The organism is Streptomyces cinerochromogenes (assembly GCF_014648635.1).
In the GTDB taxonomy this organism is placed as follows: domain Bacteria; phylum Actinomycetota; class Actinomycetes; order Streptomycetales; family Streptomycetaceae; genus Streptomyces; species Streptomyces cinerochromogenes.
Genome location: NZ_BMRM01000003.1, coordinates 281,769 through 299,801, shown reverse-complemented (window position 1 = coordinate 299,801; position 18,033 = coordinate 281,769). Strand labels below are relative to the sequence as shown.

At 74.3% G+C, this 18,033-nt stretch carries 2 protein-coding genes (1 of these 2 cut by a window edge); both read right to left on the bottom strand.

The window, feature by feature from the left end; genetic code table 11:
• A protein-coding gene (locus IEZ20_RS07910) for a non-ribosomal peptide synthetase (protein ID WP_189295822.1) crosses the window boundary here: on the bottom strand, positions 1-3,640 show its beginning. The gene continues 18,662 nt to the left of window position 1, outside the view; 3,640 of the gene's 22,302 nt are visible here — the first part of the coding sequence; its start codon is at positions 3,638-3,640; its stop codon lies beyond the left edge, outside the window.
• Positions 3,637-18,033, bottom strand: coding sequence for an SDR family NAD(P)-dependent oxidoreductase (locus IEZ20_RS07905; RefSeq protein ID WP_189295820.1), 14,397 nt, complete (start codon positions 18,031-18,033; stop codon positions 3,637-3,639). The genes IEZ20_RS07910 and IEZ20_RS07905 overlap by 4 nt, the downstream gene beginning before the upstream one ends.

Sequence of the window (18,033 nt, the reverse complement as noted above, 5' to 3'; positions counted from 1 at the left end):
TCCAGGCGTGCAGGAGCAGCTGGCGGAACTGCGGGTCCATCAGGGCCACGTGATGCGGTGACAGCCGGAAGAACTCACCGTCGAAGAGTTCCTTGCCGTCGAGGGAGGAGCGCAGGGGGACGAACCGCGGATCGCGCAGCAGGTGCTCGGGCACGCCGGCGTCGCGCAGCTCCGGCTCGCTCCACCAGCGGGTCGCCGCGTCTCCCCGGGTGAGGTTCTCCCAGAACTCCCACTGGTCGTCGGCGTCGGCGAAGCGGCAGGCGATGCCGACGACCGCGATCGCGTCCTGCGGCACCGTCGGGTCCTGTGCGGGCGCCGGCCGGCCGGTCCCGGCCGGTGCGCCGTCGTCCGCCCCGTCGTCCGGCGCCAGCGCCGACGCCGACGCCGTGGAGCACACGTGCCCGGCGATGGCCCGGACGCTGCTGTGCTTGAACAGATCGGCTGCCGCGAAGGGGATCCGGAACTCGCCGGCGATCCGCTGCGCGAGCAGCACCGCCGCGAGCGAGTTGCCGCCCGCCTCGAAGAAGGAGTCCGTCGGGGCGATGTCGGCGACCTGGAGGACCTCGCGCCAGCAGCGGAGCACACGCTCCTCGACGTCGGCGCTCGAGGCGCGCGGGACTTCCGGGGTGCGCGGGGTCTGCGGGGTTTGCGGGGTCCGCGGGGACGTCGGGGCGTGTGGCCCGGGGGTCCGGTCCGGTCCGGGTGCCCGGGTGATCTCCCGCCGCATCAGCGCGTTGCGGTCCACCTTGCCGCTGCCCGTCAGCGGGACGGCGTCGAGCGCGACGTAGAAGTCGGGGACCATGTACGCCGGAAGGCTCGCCCGCAGGTGCTCCTTGAAGGCGGCCGCGGTGCCCTGCCGCCCGCCGGCGGGTACGTAGTACGCGACGAGATGCTTCGCCGCGTCCTCTCCGCGCGCGACGACGACGCACTGGGCGACGTCCTCGTGCCGGCCCAGGTGGTACTCGATGTCGCCCAGCTCGATGCGGTAGCCGCGGATCTTGACCTGGAAGTCCAGCCGTCCGAGGTACTCGATCTCGCCGTCGTCGGTCCAGCGGGCCAGGTCACCGGTGCGGTAGATCCGGCCGCCGAGCGCGCTCGGACGGTCCACGAACCGCTCGGCGGTCAGCTCGGGCCGGTTCACGTACCCGTCGGCGAGTCCGGTGCCGGCGATGCACAGCTCCCCGGTCCCGCCGGCGGGCACCGGCCGCAGGCGTTCGTCCAGGATGAGCGCCTCGGTGTTCGCGAGGGGCCGCCCGATGGTGATCGGGGCGTCGGCGCGCACGAGCGTGCCGGTGGAGTACACCGTGGTCTCGGTCGGGCCGTACAGGTTCCACAGCTCGGTGCCGGTGCTCAGGAACTGTTCCTTGAGCGTGCGGGAGAGGGCCTCGCCGCCGCAGAAGGCCCGCAGCCCCTCCGGGTTGCGCCAGCCGGAGTGGAAGAGCATGCTCCAGGCGGCCGGGGTGGCCTGCATGACGGTCGGCCGCACGCGCGCGATGCGTTCCTTGAGCCGGTCGACGTCCTTGAGTGTCGTGCTGTCGCAGACATGGCAGCGTCCGCCGCGGACCAGGGGCAGGAACAGCTCCACCTGGGCCATGTCGAAGCTGATCGTGGTGACGGCGAAGAGGGTGTCCGTACGGTCCAGGCCGGGCTCCTCGGCCAGTGAGCGCAGCAGGTTGGTGAAGCCGCGGTGCGGGATCATCACGCCCTTGGGCTTCCCGGTGCTGCCGGAGGTGTAGATGACGTACGCCAGGTCGGACTCGGTCGCGCGGACCTCGGCGCGCTCGCCCCGGGCCGCGGCCTCGGCGAGTTCGGCGCGCTGCTCGTCCAGCACCACGATGCCGTCCCCGGCGCGGACGTCCCGGCCGGCGAGGAGGGCGCGGGCCCGTTCCTTGTGGCGGGACTGGGTGACGACGAGGGTGGTGCCGCTGTCGGTGACGATGTCGGACAGGCGGGCGGCGGGCAGTTCCGGGTCGAGGGGGACGTAGGCCGCGCCGGCCTTGAGGATGCCCAGCAGCGCCACGACCACGGCCGCGGAGCGGTCCAGCAGCACGGTCACCAGGTCGCCCCGCCGTACGCCGCGTGCCGCCAGGTGCGCGGCCAGGGCGTCGCTGCGGCGGCCGAGTTCGGCGTAGGTCAGGACCTCGTCGTCGGCCTCGACCGCGACGGCGTCGGGGTGACGGCGCACGGCCGCCTCGACCATGTCGTGCACGCACGGGCCGTCGCCCTGGGGGGTGCCGGGCGCGTCGGCGGTCCGGCACAGCTCGCCGACCCGGACCGCCGGCTCGCCGGTCACGGCCCCGAGCAGGCGCAGGTAGCGGTCCGCGAACCGCTCGACGAACTCCCGGGAGTACAGCTCGGGGTGGTACTTCCAGTGCAGCGTGTAGCCGTCGTCGGTGCGCCACGCCTCCACCGACAGCTCGTACTCGCCTTCCTGGTGCACCTCGTGGAGCAGCTCGTACGGCAGCCCGGGGCCCTCGATGCCGTCGAGGACGTCCTGGTAGACGAAGGCCGTCTGGAAGACCGGGGAGCGGTCCGGGGCGGCTGCCTGCGGCAGTTCGGCGGCCAGGGCGGTGAAGGGGCAGCTGTGCAGCATCCCGTCGACCAGGTCGCGCTGCACCCGGCCCGCCAGCTCCCGGAAGGGTTCGTCGGCGGTGAGGCGCATCCGCACCGGGACCATGTTGATCATGAATCCCATGGCGTCGGCGAGTGACTCGTCGGTGCGCTCGTTCACGGGCACGCCGACGACGAACTCCCGGTCCTGCGAGTAGGTGGCCAGCACGGCCCCGTAGGCGCCGAGCATCAGCGCCGCGGGCGTCACACCCCAGCGGGCGGCCGATTCCGCGATCCCCGCGGCGAGCGCGGCCGGCAGGGCGGTGAAGCAGGTGTCTCCGGCGAACCGGTCCACGACCTGGCTGTGCGGGCGGTCGGTGGGCAGGGCCAGGACGGGCAGCGGCCCCGCCAGCTTCTGCCGCCAGTGGGCGAGCAGGTCGGCGCGCCGTGCGGGCGGCGTGGCCCGCTGCCGCTCCACGAAGTCGTGGAACTGCGCCGCCGGTGCCACCGGGGCGGGCTCGGCTCCGGCCAGGACTCGCTCGTACGCCTCGAACAGCGCCCGCATCAGGATGCGGGCCGAGGTGCCGTCGAAGACGATGTGGTGGACGCTGACCAGCACGATCGACGCGTCCGACGGGCGGGTGAAGACGCGGATCCGCACCAGCGCCTCACCGTCCGTCGCGAACGGCCGCTTGTGCTCGCGTTCGACGGCGGCCAGCGCTTCGGCGTCCGGCAGGGCCGACAGGTCCACCTCGGCGAAGTCGGGCGCGCGGCCGGGGTCCACCGACTGGTGCGGCCCGTCCGCGTCACCGCCGAGCACCGTGGTGAGCACGGGGTGGGCCTCGGCCACGGCACGCCATGCCCGCAGGAACGCCGCGGTGTCCAGGCCGCGCACGCGGAAGCACAGCGGCACGTTGTAGGCGGTGGCGTCGGGGAACGCCTGCTGGAGCGCCCACAGGCCGCGCTGGCCCTCGGTGAGCGGGTACGTCCGCGTCCCCTGCCTGAGCCGCCTCAGCAGGTCGCCGACCTCGGCCTCGGTGATCTTCCCGGCCCGGTAGTCGGCGATCAGGGCGCTCAGTTCGTGCTTCACTTCGTGCTTCTCTCTGCGTCGAGGAGCGCTATCGCGTCGTCGAGGTCCAGGGCGCCCGTTCCCAGCCGTTCCAGCAGGCCGAGGACTTCGGGGCGCGGGGTGGCCGGTGCCGGGCGCGGCCGCGGTCCCGTGTCGGGGACCAGCCGGGCCACCCGGTCCGGGTGGGCGGCGGTGAGGTGGGCGGCGAGCGCGGCGACCGTGGTGTGCTCGAAGAGCGTGCTCGGTACGAAGCCGGGCGCGACGGTCCCCGCCAGCTCCCGGGTCAGCCGGACGGCGCCCAGCGAGGACAGGCCCAGGTCCAGGAAGCCCGTGTGCACGGGCACCTCCTCGGCGGCACCGCCCAGTTGGGCCGCGAGCAGCTGCCGCAGGAAACCGCGCGCCCTGTCCTCGGCGGACGCGTCGGGATGCGCCGGGAGCGGTTCGTCCTCGGCGGCGAGACGCCAGACCGGGCCGGTCACGCATGCCCGGGGCGGACGGGCCCGGGTGTCCGCGGCGACGGCCGGGCGCGACGGCTCCGAAGGCTCCGGCAGTTCCGACGGCTCCGGCAGCTCTTCCCGCCGGGGCAGGGGGTGAGCGGCCGGTGTGCCCCCGGCGATCCAGTGGCGCTCCCTGGCGAACGGGTAGGTGGGCAGGTGAAGGCGGTGCGGCGGGCCGGCGTGGAGGCGGTGCCAGGGGACGTCGTAGCCCTCCAGCCACAGCTCGGCGACCTTGCGCAGGCGGCCCTGCGCGGACCACCGCACGACCAGGTCGTCGAGGAGGTCGTCCTCGTCCAGCAGCCGCGCCTCCCCCGGGAGGTCCCGGACACGGGCCCGCCACACGTTCGCGGGCAGCGTGCCCCGCAGGAAGCCGCGCAGGCCTTCCCGCACCCCGTCCAGGTCGTGGGCCGACAGCACCAGGCGCACCTCCAGCGCCACACGGCCCGTCTGCAGGGTGTGGGCGAGGGCCGCCAGGTCGAGACGGTCCTGTGCGTCGAGGAAGTCCAGCAGCCGCTCCGCGCAGGCGCGCAGCCGGTCCTCGTCCTTGGCGGACAGGGGCACGAGCACGGCGCCGGACGCGGCGGCTTGCGAGCCCGATCCCGCGGCGACGGGCGCCTCCTCCAGCACGACATGGGCGTTGGCGCCCGTGGCGCCGAAGGCGCTGACGCCCGCCCGGCGCGGCGAGCCCGCCCCCGACGTGCCGACGGTCCACTCCTCGGTCTCCGTCTGGAGCCGGAACGGCGAGCCGTCGAGATCGAGGTACGGGTTGTCCCGTTCCGCCCGGACGAGCGGGGTCAGCGTCCGGTGGTGGAGCTGGAGCACGGCCTTGGTCAGGCTGCCGATGCCGGCGGCCGCCTCGGCGTGCCCGATGGCGGACTTCACCGAGCCCAGGGAGCAGAAGCCGGTCCGCTGCGTCCGCGTGCCGAAGGCGCGCTGCAGGGCCTGTACTTCCATCAGGTCACCGATCTCCGTACCGGTGCCGTGGGCCTCCACGCAGCCGAGGGAGGCCGGGTCGACGCCGACCCGGTCGAGGCAGTCGGTGATCACGGCCTGTTGCGCGGTCGCCGAGGGCACCCGGAAGCCGGGGGTGCGCCCGGAGTGGTTGACCGCGCTGCCCTTGATCACGGCGTAGACGGCGTCACCGTCCCGCAGCGCCTGCTCCAGCGGCTTCAGCAGCACGGCTCCCACGGCCTCGGCCGGGACGTAGCCGTCTCCGCCGGCGCCGAAGGAGCGTGCGGGCCGGTCCTGAGCGAGCAGTCCGAGTCCGCCGTAGGTGCGGTACTTGGCCGGGTGCAGGGACAGGTTGACCCCGCCCGCGAGCGCCGCCTCGCACTCGCCGCGGCGCAGTGCCTCGACGGCCAGGTGCACGGCGCTGAGCGACGAGGCGCACACCGAGTCGACGGCCAGGGACGGTCCGTGGAAGTCGCACACGTGCGAGACGCGGTGCGCGACGGTCGCCGCGTTGAACGCCAGGGGCATGTGCTGCCCCCGGCGCACGGCCTCCTCCTGGAGCAGGGCGTAGTCCTGGTGCATGACGCCGACGTACACGCCCACGGCGCGCCGCGGGCCGGTGCCGCGGCCGCCGGAGAGCAGGGCCGGGGTGTAGCCGGCGTCCTCGACCGCCTCCCAGCAGACCTCCAGGAACAGGCGTTCCTGCGGGTCGAGGAGGGCTGCCTCCTGCGCCGGGATGCCGAAGAAGCCGGCGTCAAAGCAGTCGACGTCGTCGAGGAACCCGCCCCAGCGTGACCCGTCCGGCATGTCGCCGTGCGGCCAGCGGGCCTTCGGGACCTCGGTGACGCAGTCCCGGCCCGCCTTGAGGTTCTCCCAGAACTCCGCGAGGTCGCGGGCCTTGGGATAGCGCCCGGCCATGCCGATGACGGCGATGTCACCCGGGTCACCGGCGCCGCCGGCACGGGGGGCCGGCACGTGATCGTCCGCGCCGGGGGTCCGCACGTCGCCGCTCGCGTCTGTGCTCCCCTCGTCGCCGCTCGCGCCGCGGGTCCGTCCGTCGCCGTCACCCTCCCCGTCCGTCGCCGCGGCGGCGGACGTCGGCGCCACGGCGGCGGTGACCTGGTGCGCACCGGTGAGGTGCCGGGCCAGCTCGGCGACCGTGGGGTGTTCGAACAGCAGCGTCGGGGAGAGCGGTGTGCCCAGCGCCTCCTCCAGGCGGGTCGCCGCCCGGAGCAGTTTCGCGGAGTCCAGGCCCAGCTCGTAGTAGCTCGTGGTCGCGGAGACCTGGTCCGCGGGGACGCCGAGCAGTTCGGCGACCACGGACCGGACCAGGGCGAGGACCGGGCGGCCGTCGGCTTCCACCGGCGGGCGTGTGGTGGCGGCAGCGGGCTGCCGGGCCGTGTCGGCACCTGCGCGGGCGGGGTTGATGTGTCCGGCCCGGCGCACCGCCTTGCCGGTGTACTCGGCCAGTTCGCCGACCTTGTGCCCGTCGGCGTCGAAGAACTCCATGGTGAAGGTGAGGAGTTCCGCCCGCAGGTCGGCGGCGTCCCGGCGGATCCGCGTCACACAGGCGTCCCGCAGGGGCCCGGACGCCCGGAAGGACTTGTAGAACAGCGGCAGGAACAGGCGTGACTCGCCACGGGACGGTCCGGCCAGGGCATCGGTGGCCGCGACCGCGCTGCCGTCGATCAGCGTCGGGTGGAAGAGGTGGTCCTCAGGGCTCTCCCCCTCCCCCGCACGGGCCCGCACCCAGAGGGCCTCGGGGGCGTCGGCGACCGTGCCGTGGGCCTTCATCGGGCCCGAGTGGACCAGTTCCAGCTTCCGGTAGCCGCGGTAGACCTCGTCGAGGCTCCTGGACGGGGCGTCCTCGGGGACCCGGGCGCGCTCGTCGTACGCCACGGGAGCCACTCGGTGCATCTCGGCGGTGATGCAGGGCCCGGCGGCGTCACCGGCCTCGATACGCCAGCTCTCCGCGGTGTCCCGGCGGGCCTCGATCCGGAGGTCCACGGCTGTGTCGTCCACCGCGAGCGGGCGGTGGATGGTGAGGTTGCGCAGCTCCAGCCCGTCGACTGCCTCGCCGGACTCGGCGAAGCACCGGTAGAGCAGGTCGATCCAGGCCAGTCCGGGCAGCAGGCGGCGCCCGTGGACCCGGTGGTGGTCCAGGACCGGGTGCGCGGGGTGGAGGCGCCTGATCCACACGGTGGTGGTGTCGTGGTGCGCGGCGGGGACGGTGCCGTGGGGGACGACGGGGACGGGCTCGCGGTGAGCGACGGGAACGGGCTCGTGGGGGACGACGGGGACGGTCTCGTGGGGGACGGCGACGGGAACGGCCGTGCGGACGTCGGCGCGGTTCAGGTCAGGAAGGGCCACCGGTCCTCGGCGTGCCGCGCCGGGAGGGGCGCTGTGGCGGCCGACGACGACGTGCCCGTTGGTGCCGCCGTCCGCGAAGCTGCTGAGCGCCGCGTACGGCAGGTCGGCCGCCTCGGCCCGGCGGGGGAAGGCGAGTCCGGCCGCGTCGAGGTCGAAGTGCTCCATCGGCTGCCGGCCCGAGAGGAAGGGCACCAGGCGCTGGTGGTGCACCATCAGCGCCACCTTGATGAACGCGGCGATGCCCTCCGCGCACAGCGGATGCCCGATGTTGGGCTTGATGGAGCCGAGGCGCAGCACGGGGCCGGTGTCGCTCGCCGCGGCACGGTACACCGCCTGGACGGCCTTGAGTTCGAGCAGATCGGTCAGCTGGGAGCCGGAGCCGTTGGTCTCCAGGTAGGGCAGTTGCCCGGGAGAGCGGCCCGCCCGGCGCAGCGCGTCGCGCATCACCTGCTGCTGGGCCTGGAGGTTGGGCGTGGCCGGGCCGGCGGTACGTCCGTCGTTGTTGACGGCGATGCCCTCGACCACCGCGTACACCGTGTCCCCGTCCCGCTCCGCCCGGGCGAGCGGTTTGAGGACCACCACACCGGCGCCCTCGCCGAGGACGACCCCGGCCGCGCGGCGGTCGAACACGTGGAACGCGCCGTCCTCGCGGAGCAGACCGCGGCGCCGGAACAGCTCGTGGTCCGAGGGGTCGGTCAGCAGGCTGACGCCGGCCACCACGGCGACGTCGACGGAGCCCGCCGCCAGGGCGTCGGTGGCCAGCTTCATGGCCACCAGCGAGGAGGAGCAGGCGGTGTCCAGGACCATGGCCGGGCCCTGCCAGTTGAAGAACTGGGAGATGTTGGCCGCCAGGTAGTTCTGGCCGACCGCCATGATCGGGTTGCGGGCCGCGTCCAGCAGTCCGGCCTCCGCGCGGCCCCGTCCGCGGGCCCCCACGTACACACCGGTGTTGCTGCCGTCGAGGTCCTCGTGCCGGTATCCCGCGTGGTGGATCGCCTTGAGGGTCTCCTCCAGCAGCACGAGCGCCTGCGGGTCCATGGCCCGTACGTCCTCGGGGTGCAGCATGAAGTGGCCCGGGTCGAAGCCGTACACGTCGTCGACGACTCCGGCCGAGAAGCCGGCGGGCCTCCCCCACCGGTCGTCGGGGACCGGGCGGATGGCGGACCTGCCCTCGGACAGCAGGTCCCAGTAGGCGGCGAGGTCGGGCGCGCCGGGCAGGCGGCAGGCCATGCCGACGACGGCGACGGGCGCGGCGGACCCGGTGGGCTCACCGGTGCTCGTCCGCTCCGGGGTGACGGGCGCGGCTGCCGGCGCCGGTGCCAGCGGGACACGCGGCGCGGTGCCCGGCACCCCGGGGTCCCGCTCCGAGGCCGCGCCGGAGGCGGACTCGGCCGTGCCGTGGACCGGCTCGGCCACGCCGGACGTGCCGACCGCACCGGATGTGCCGGATGTGCCGGATGTGCCGGATGTGCCGGATGTGCCGGATGCGCCGGATGCGCCGGCCGCACCGAACACTTCGGCCACCTCCGCCGGAAACGTGTCGAGCAGCCAGGCGGTCAACGCGTGCAGCGTGGAGTGTTCGAGGAGCGCCGAGGGGTCGAGGGAGACGTCGAGGCGTCGCCGGATCCGCTGCAGCACCTGGGCCAGGAGGATCGAGTCGGCGCCGTAGTCGGCGTACGAGGTGCCCGGGTCGAGAACCCCGGGCCTCAGCCGGAGTTCGGCCTCGAAGGTCTCACCGAGGAACGCCATGAGCCGCTCGGCCGCTGCGGAGGTCCCGCGGTCGCCGGCAGGGTCGGGACCGGCGGCGGGGGCGCGACCGGCGGGGGCGGTGGGCCGGGGATCCGGAGCCGCGGCGGAGCGGCGCCTGGGGCTCAGCAGCGCGGCGGGGTCGAACCGGGCGGCGTCGACGAGCAACGGCATGACGACCGGGGCACGCCGGGACGTCAGGATCTCGTCCAGGAGGGCCAGTCCCTCGGCGTCGGTGATGCTGAGCAGGCCGGTGTCGGTGTAGGCCTGGTTGGTGACCTCGCCGAATCCGGTGTCACGCCAGCTGGGCCACTGGACGCTGGTGACCGGAAGGCCTCCCGCGTGCGCCTGGGCCGTGTAGTCCAGGTAGGCGTTGCCCATGGCGTAGTCGCTCTGTCCGGCGCCCAGGGTGGGCACGGCGGCGGAGACGGAGGAGAACAGCAGCACGAACCGCGGGGACGAGCCGTCCAGCGCGGCCAGCAGGTTGCGCGTGCCGTCGGTCTTGGGAGAGACGACCCGGGCGATGCCCTCGACGGACTTCCGGATGAACGCCGGGTTCTCCGTGTCGACCAGTCCGGCCGCGTGGACCACCCCGGCGATCGGGCCCATCGTGTCCTCCACGGCGCGCAGGCCCGCCGCGACCTCGTCGGCCCGGTCGAGCGGCAGCGCGAGCACCCGCACCTCGACGCCGTCGGCCTCCAGGTCCCGTACCGCCCGGATCTTGTCGCGGACGGCGCCCTCGCAGGCGTCCGGGTCGTCCCAGAGGTGGCGCGGGGGCAGCGGGTCACGGCCGGTCAGCACGAGCCGCCGTACGCCGTACCGCCGCACCAGGTGCCGCGCGCACAGCATGCCGAGGCCGCGTGTGCCGCCGGTCACCAGGAGCACCTCGTCGGCGGCGAAGCCGACGGCGGAGGCGTCGGCGGAGGCGTCGGCCGGGGCGAGGTCGGCGAGCACGGGGGCGTAGCGGACGCCGTCCCGGTGGCAGACCTCGACCGTGTCGTCCGCCGCGTCGAGTTCGCGGCGGACGACGGCGGCCAGCCGTTCGTCGTCGGTCACCGCGGGATCCAGGTCGGCATGGCGGGAGTGGAGGCCGCCGTACTCGCTGCCGAGCATCCGGTAGAGCCCGGCGCGCGCGGCGCCGGCCAGGTCGGGCCGGGTGCGGGGGTGGGCCTCCAGGCCCTGGGTCACGTAGAGCAGCCGCAGGTCGCGCGCCGCCTTGGCGGTGAGCAGCGTCTGCAGCAGGGCGATCGGCTCGTCGGGCCGGTCGGGCCCGGACAGGCCGGTGAGGTCGATCCAGGCGGTGCACTCCTCGGCCCGGCCGGCCGGCAGTCGCTCGGCGCCGGGCCCCGTCCGCAGCAGGGTGGCGCCGGGGCAGAGCCGGGCCAGCGCGGCGGCCAGGGGCGCGGTGGCGACGTCGTGCAGGATGACGACGGAGCGGGCCGCGTCACCCGGCTGCGGGGCGGGGTACGGTGCCGGGCGCCACTGCTTGGCGAGGAAACGGATCTCACCGCGGGCCGGTCCGGCGGTGCCGGCGCCGGGCGCGGACGCGGTCGCATTCACGGTCGCGGTCGCATTCGCGTTCACGCTCGCGTTCGCGTTCGCCGCGAGTTCCTCCGGTACCCAGTGCCGTTCCCGGGCGAAGGGGTACGTCGGTGCGCTGATCCGGCGCGGTGTGACCGGGCGGTGCGGGGCGCGCCAGTCGACGGACGCGCCGCGCACCCAGAGGCCGGCCAGGCGGTCGAGTCGGCCCTGTTCCAGCAACCGCCGTGTGGTCTCGGTGAGTTCGTCGGCGGGCAGCAGGGACGCGAGGGTGTCGCGGTCGCGCTTGGCGTTGCCGGTGACGACGCCCTCGATGCGGGTGTCGCCCGCGAGATGACGCTCCAGCTTGTCGGCGAGCGAAGCCCAGGTGTCGGCCACGACCGCGAGGCGCTCGTCCATGGCCTCGCGCCCGACCTGGAGGGTGTACGCCAGGTCCGCGGGCAGGGCCGTACCGGAGCCGGCCTCCTGCTCCTGTACGGCCTTCTCACCCACGAGCCGCTCGTGATCGAGCTTCTCGCGGACGAATCGCAGCAGCCGGCCCGCGTAGGCGCGCAGCCGGTCCGCGTCCCTGGCGGACAGCGGGAACAGCAGGGGCTGTCCGGAGAGCGGTGCCGGGCGCCGGTCGGAGTACTCCTCCACCAGCACATGGGCGTTGGAACCGCCCGCCCCGAACGACGAGACGCCGGCGAGCCGGGGCCGGGTGCGGCCGTCGACGACGGGCCGTTCCCACGGGCGCAGTTCCTGGTTGACGACGAACGGGGTCGCGGCGAAGTCGATGCCGGGGTTGAGCGTGCGGGAGTGCAGTGAGGGCGCGATCTCGCCGTGTTCCAGTTGCAGCAGGACCTTGGTGAGTCCGGCGATGCCCGCCGCGCTCTCGCAGTGCCCGATGTTCGACTTCACCGAGCCGAGCAGGCAGGACTGCCGCTCGGTCGTCTCGCCGAAGGCCTGGCCGAGCCCGGCGATCTCGATGGGGTCGCCCAGTCTGGTGCCGGTGCCGTGCGCCTCGACGTAGCTGACGGCGCGGGGGTCGGCACCGGCCTCGCGCAGCGCGTCGGCGACGGCCGACCTCTGGGCTCGCGGGTTGGGCACGGTGTAGCCGTTGGTACGGCCGCCGTGGGAGATGCCGATGCCCTTGATGACGCCGTAGACGTGGTCGCCGTCGCGTTCGGCGTCGCGCAGCGGCTTCAGGACGACGACGCCCACGCCCTCGCCCGGTATGTAGCCGTCCCCGCCGATGCCGAAGCTCTCGCAGTGGCCCTTGCCGGAGATGAACTGGCCCGCGCTCAGGCTCAGGTACTTGTTGGGGTGGACGGTGACGTTGACCCCGCCCGCGAACGCCAGCCGGGTGCGGCCGTCCCGCAGGTCCCGGCAGGCCAGCTCCAGCGCGGTCAGCGAACTGGAGCACATCGTGTCCACGGTCATGCTCGGGCCGTGGAGGTTCATCACGTAGGAGACGCGGTTGGCGACGCTGGCGAAGCTGCTGCCGACCGCGCTCGGGTTGGCGCCGTTCCGGAACAGCAGTTGGTACTGGTTCCACATGGCACCCGCGTAGACGCCGACCTGCCCGTCGATGCGCCGCAGGTCCTCACGGGTGTGCCCGGCGTCCTCCAGGGCCGCCCAGGCGTGCTCCAGGAAGAGTCGCTCCTGCGGGTCCAGGAAGTCGGCCTCGTAGGGCGAGATGTTGAAGAACAGCGGGTCGAAGCGGTCGACCTCGGCGATGAAGCCGCCCCACTTGCTGTAGTGGCGCCCGGGCCGGGTGCGGTCCTCGCTGTAGTACGCGCGCCAGTCCCAGCGGTCCCGGGGCACCTCCACGACGCAGTCGCGGCCGTCACGCAGGTTCTGCCAGAACTCGCTCAGGTCGCGGGCTCCGGGGTAACGGCCGGACACCCCGATGATCGCGATGTCCAGGGCGGACGGCGCCGGCCGTGCGGAGTCGGGCACGGGTGCGGGTACGGGTACGGGTACGGCCGTCCGGTCCGGCGCGGCGGGCAGCGGCTCGCGAGCGGCTCCACCGGTCGCGCCGGAGGGGGCGAACGTCCGCTCCAGGACGGGCCGGTGCCGCTCGACGAAGTAGCCGGCCAGCTCGGACAGCGTGTGGTACTCGAACATCAGCGTCTTGGGCAGCGGGCCGAAGGTGGACTCCAGCGCGGCGGTCAGCTCGGTCGCCAGGATGGAGTCCATCCCGTAGGCGCCGAGGAGTTCGTCCGCGTCGAGCCCCTCCGCGGCCAGTCCGGTGACACGGGCCAGCGTCTGCCTGAGCAGTCCGAGGGTGTCGTCGGTGAGTTCGGGGCGGGGGCCGCCCGCGGAGGCCTCGGCCTGCTCGGGTACGGCATCGAGTGCGGCATCGGTCCCGGCACGGTCGGTCCCGGGCGCGCCGTCGATCAGGGCGCGGAGTGCCGTTTCGTCCCCTGCTCCGACGAGCACCTGCGGCTCGCCCGACGCGAGGGCGTGGTGGAAGGCCGCCACACCGGCCGAGGTCGTCATCGGCGCGAGGCCGGTGCGCGTCCGGAGCGCCTCGCGTGTGGTGTCGTCGGCGCCCATGCCCCCGCTCTCCCACAGCGGCCAGCCGATGGCGACGGTTCGGCCGCTGCGGGAGCCGGCCCGGACCAGTTCGTCCCGGCGGTGGGCGAAGGCGTCGAGGAAGGCGTTGGCCACGGCGTAGTCGGCCTGGCCGACGTTGCCGGTCGTGCCCATGATCGACGAGAACAGGACGAAGAAGTCCAGTTCCGTGTCCTGGGTGGCCTCGTCCAGGCTGACCGTACCGTCCAGCTTCGGGCGCAGGACCCGGCCGAACTCCGCCGCCGACTTCTTGAGCAGGAAGGCGTCGGAGAGCACGCCCGCGCAGTGCAGCACCCCGTGCAGGCCGCCGAAGCGGCGCACGAGGCCGGTGACGAGGTCGCGGGTGCCCTGCCGGTCGGCGGCGTCCAGTTCGTGGTACTCGACGGTCGCGCCGGTGTCGCGCAGCGCCGCGATGCGCGCCTCCGTGTCCGCCGTGAGCGGGGAGCGGCCGGTCAGGCACAGCACCGCGCCGGGGGCCCGGCGGGCGATCTCCGCGGCAAACACGAGGCCCAGGCCGCCCGCGCCGCCGGTGACGAGGTACACGCCCCGCTCCCGCCACGGGACGTCCGCGGTGCCGTCCGCCGGCCGCGCGGCCAGGGGCTCCCAGCCGAGGACGTGCCGTCGTCCGCCCTCGTGGCGCACCCGCTGGTCCCCGGGGGCATGGCTGTCGTCGTCCAGTGCCGCGGCCAGGGCGGCCGCCGTGGCCTCCGCGGGCACGGACACGAGCTGGCCCACCAGAGCGGGGTTCTCCCGGTGCGCCGTCCGCAGCAGTCCGTTCAGCGCCTCGTGCAGGCGCCCGGTGTCGTCGGCCGGCACCAGTACCTGCACGAGTACCGGGCCGGCGGGCCTGCCCAGCAGGATGCCCTTGAGCGCCTGGAACAACTGGATCGCCCGGGCCGAGACGGCTTGTTCGGGCCCGGTCGACGGGCCGGCCGAGGCGTCCGGCACGGCCCCGGTCTCCGAGACGGCTCCGGTCTCCGGCACAGCTCCGGTCTCCCGTTCGGCCGGGTCGAGGAACGTGATGTGCGGGGCGAGCGTACGGAGTTCCGCCAGGCGTTCGTCGAAGCCGCAGGCCAGCGCTATGCGCGCGGTGTAGCGGAGGCCCCGGCCGCGGGCGGCGGCGCGCTCGTTCCACGTCGGCCGGAGCAGCGTGACCCGCTCGGTGGCCCGCGGTGCCCGCTCCGTGGCCCGCGGTGCGGCATCCGGGCGGCGGCGCGCGCAGTAGCCGCGCAGCGCCGCGAACACCCGGCCGTGGCCGTCACAGAGGTCGATGTCCCAGCGCCGCACGCCGTCCGAGGAGCCGGCGGCCTCGCGCACCCACGCGTACGCGGTGGCGGGAGTGGTGCCCCGTACCTCCAGGGAGTCGAGGGCGAACGGCAGCGGCGCCTTCCACGCGGGCGTCCGCCCGTCCGCGTCGGGCCCGGCGGCGTGGATCTCCGGCGCGTACACCGCCTGGAGTGCGCCGTCGAGCACGCTGGGGTGCAGCACGTAGTCGCCGGCGGTCGCCGCCACGCAGTCGGGTACGACCAGGGTCGCCAGCGTCTCCCGCTCCCCCAGCCGCACCTCGCGCAGCGTCCGGTGGGCGGGGCCGTAGTCCAGCCCGGCGGCGCGCAGGGCGTCGTAGCACTCGTCCGCGCCGAGCACCGCCGTGTCCGTGCGGGCCGTCAGGGCCGCCAGGTCCAGCGGGTCGTGGGCGCTCACGGCGCGGGAACCTCGTCCGCGTGCGTGCGTCACCGTGTCCGTCGTGCCCTGGGGCCCGGGGGTGCGGATCGCGAAGGCGACCCGGCCGTCGCCCTCGTACGCCACGGTGGTGTGGACGGTGCGCGGTGCGTCGCCGACGACGACCGGACGCGGCCAGACCACGTCGTCCAGGCGTACGTGCGTGGCGTCGGCCGGGGTGGCCGAGGTCGGGAGCGCTCGGTGGACGGCCTCGCGCGCGAGTTCCAGGTAGGCGGCGGCGGGCAGGACCGGTTCGTCCCGGACGCGGTGGTCGCGCAGGAAGAAGTCCTGCCGGGTGAAGACGGACCGGTGCGTCCGCTCCCCGTCCTCACCGGTCACCGCGGAGTGCAGCAGCGGGTGGCCGCCCGCCGGGCGCGCGGCCTCCTCGGGGTCCAGCCAGTAGCGGGTCCGGGCGAAGACGTGCGTCGGCAGGGGGGTCCGACGGGGCCGGGCGCCGTCCGGGTACAGCGGGGACCAGTCGACGGCCGCGCCGTGCACCCAGGCCTCGGCCGACCGGGCCGCGTCGCGCCCGGCCGGGCTCGGGGCGGTGGCACGGCCGGTACGCCTGGCCCGGCCGCGGAAACCGGCGGGCGCCGCCACCCCTTCGCCGGAGACCACGCGGGCGAGCAGGGTTTCGAGTTCCGCGGCGTCGGAGGCGAGCAGCGCCAGTCGCTCGGTGAGGGGTTCCCGGCCGGCCTGGAGCGTGTGGGCCAGGTCCCGCAGCTCGGCGGGCCCGGGTCGCGTGGTGCGGAGGTGGGCGAGGAGCGACTCGGCCTGGCGTACGAGGAGTTCGTCGCTCTCCGCGGACAGGACGACCGCCACCGGCGCGTGGGCCGTGCCGGCGGTGTCGGGGCGGGGCGCGGGTGCCGGGGGCTCCGCGACGATGACGTGGGCGTTGCTGCCGCCGGAACCGAAGCTGCTCACTCCGGCGACGCGCACGCCATCCGCCGCGGCCGGCCAGTCGCGGAGCCGGTCGACGACGGAGAACGGCGTCCCGTCGAGGGCGATCTTGGGGTTGAGGCGTTCGTAGTGGAGGGACGCGGGCAGTTGCCCGTGCCGCAGGGACAGGACGATCTTCAGCAGCCCGGTGATGCCCGCGGCGGCTTCGAGATGACCGAGGTTGGTCTTGACCGAGCCGAGCCCGCACGGGGTGGTGCTGCCCGCGAAGGCGCGGGTGAGGCCCTGGACTTCGATCGGGTCGCCGAGCGCGGTGCCGGTGCCGTGTGCCTCGACGTACGTCACCTCGCCCGGCGTCACGCGCGCGTCGGCGAGCGCCGCGGAGACCAGACTCGCCTGCATCGGCGCGCTGGGCACGGTCAGTCCGCCCGCCTGGCCGCCGTGGTTGGTGGCGCTGCCCCTGATCACGGCGTGCACGTGGTCGCCGTCCGCGAGTGCGGCGGCCAGCGGCTTGAGCAGCATGACCACGCCGCCCTCGGAGCGCACATAGCCGTTGGCGCCCGCGTCGAAGGTCTTGCACAGGCCGTCCGGCGACAGCATGCCGGCCTGGTGGTAGGCGACGCTCGACGCCGGATGGCAGAGCACGTTCACCCCGCCGACCAGGGCGGCCTCGCACTCGCCGGCGCGCAGCGCCCGGACGGCCTGGTGGACGGCGACCAGGGAGCTGGAGCAGGCGGTGTCCACCTGGATGCTCGGTCCGCGCAGGTCGAAGAAGTAGGAGACCCGGTTGGCGATGATGGCCATGGAGGTGGCCAGTCCGCCGTGCGCGCGCACCGGCAGTCGCCGGGTGTCCATGACGCGCTGGTAGTCCGAGCCGCTGGCCCCGATGAACACGCCGATCGGGGCGCCCGCGACGGCGCTCGGCGCCTGCCCGGCGTCCTCCAGGCAGGCCCAGCTCAGCTCCAGCATCCAGCGCTGCTGGGGGTCCATGCGCCGGGCCTCGTTCGGCGTGATCCGGAACAGCCCGGCCTCGAAGCGGTCCGCGTCCGTGACGAACCCGCCCCGGTCGATGCCCGGGTGGGTGTCGGGGCCGATGCCCTCGGGCCACTGCCAGCGGCCGTCGGGCAGCGGTCCCACGGCCGAGCCGCGCTCCGCGAGGAGGCGCCACAGCTCGGTGTAGTGCTCGATGCCTCCGGGCAGCCGGCAGGCCATGCCGACGATCGCGATGTCCTGCCCGTCCGGCGCCGGTGTGCCGGGCAGGCCGGTCTGTACCGAAGGGTGCTCCTCCCGCAGGCCCGCGAGATAGTCCACGATCTTCGAGCCGGTGTTGCACTCGAAGAAGAACAGTGAACCCAGTTGAATGCCGTACCGGCCCTCGATGCGGTCCTGGAGGTCGAGAAGGCTCGCCGAATCGATTCCCAGCTCGAAGAGGGGGCTTTCCAGCAGGAGGCCCGCGGACCGGTCCGACGGCGCGATGTCCGCCGTTTCCGCGAGGAATTCCTCCAGTTCGCCGGCCAGCTGATCGGGCGGGGGAATGTCGGCGCCCTTTTCCGTTGCGGTCCGTTCCAGTTTCCGGACCCGTTCCCGGCGGCTGCCGAGGTCGTAGGCGACCAGGACGCCGTGTCCCCGGTTCGCCGCGTCGGCCGGGCGGTAGTCCGGCACCAGCCGGAGGATCTCGGCGCCGTGCAGCTGGTGCATCCGCAGCACGGTGTCGAGGCAACGGCCCTGTGCACTACGCGCGTTGATGTATGCGGAGAGTTCCCATCCGGGATGGCGCTCGAAGTCGTGGCAGCGGGTGACGCCGACCGCCGTGCGGACCCCCGCCTCCTCGTGACACCACGTCAGAAGGTGTTCCAGGAGGGCGTCACCGTAGCCGAGGCTCTGCATACGGGGGTCGATGTTCAGCGAGAGCACGTGCGCGACCGCGCCGTCCGCACGGTGCAGCCGGTCCGCGGTGTCGAACCGTACGGAGTCCAGCGCGCCGATGTCGGCGACGCGCTGCGAGTAGATGACCCCCCATACGCCGCCACCGGTCTCCACGACGAATTGCCCGGCGGGATGGACGGTTATTCGGCGCTCGACGATGTCCCGGGAGACCCGCAATCCCTCGGCCCAGCACAGTTCCTCGAGTTCCAT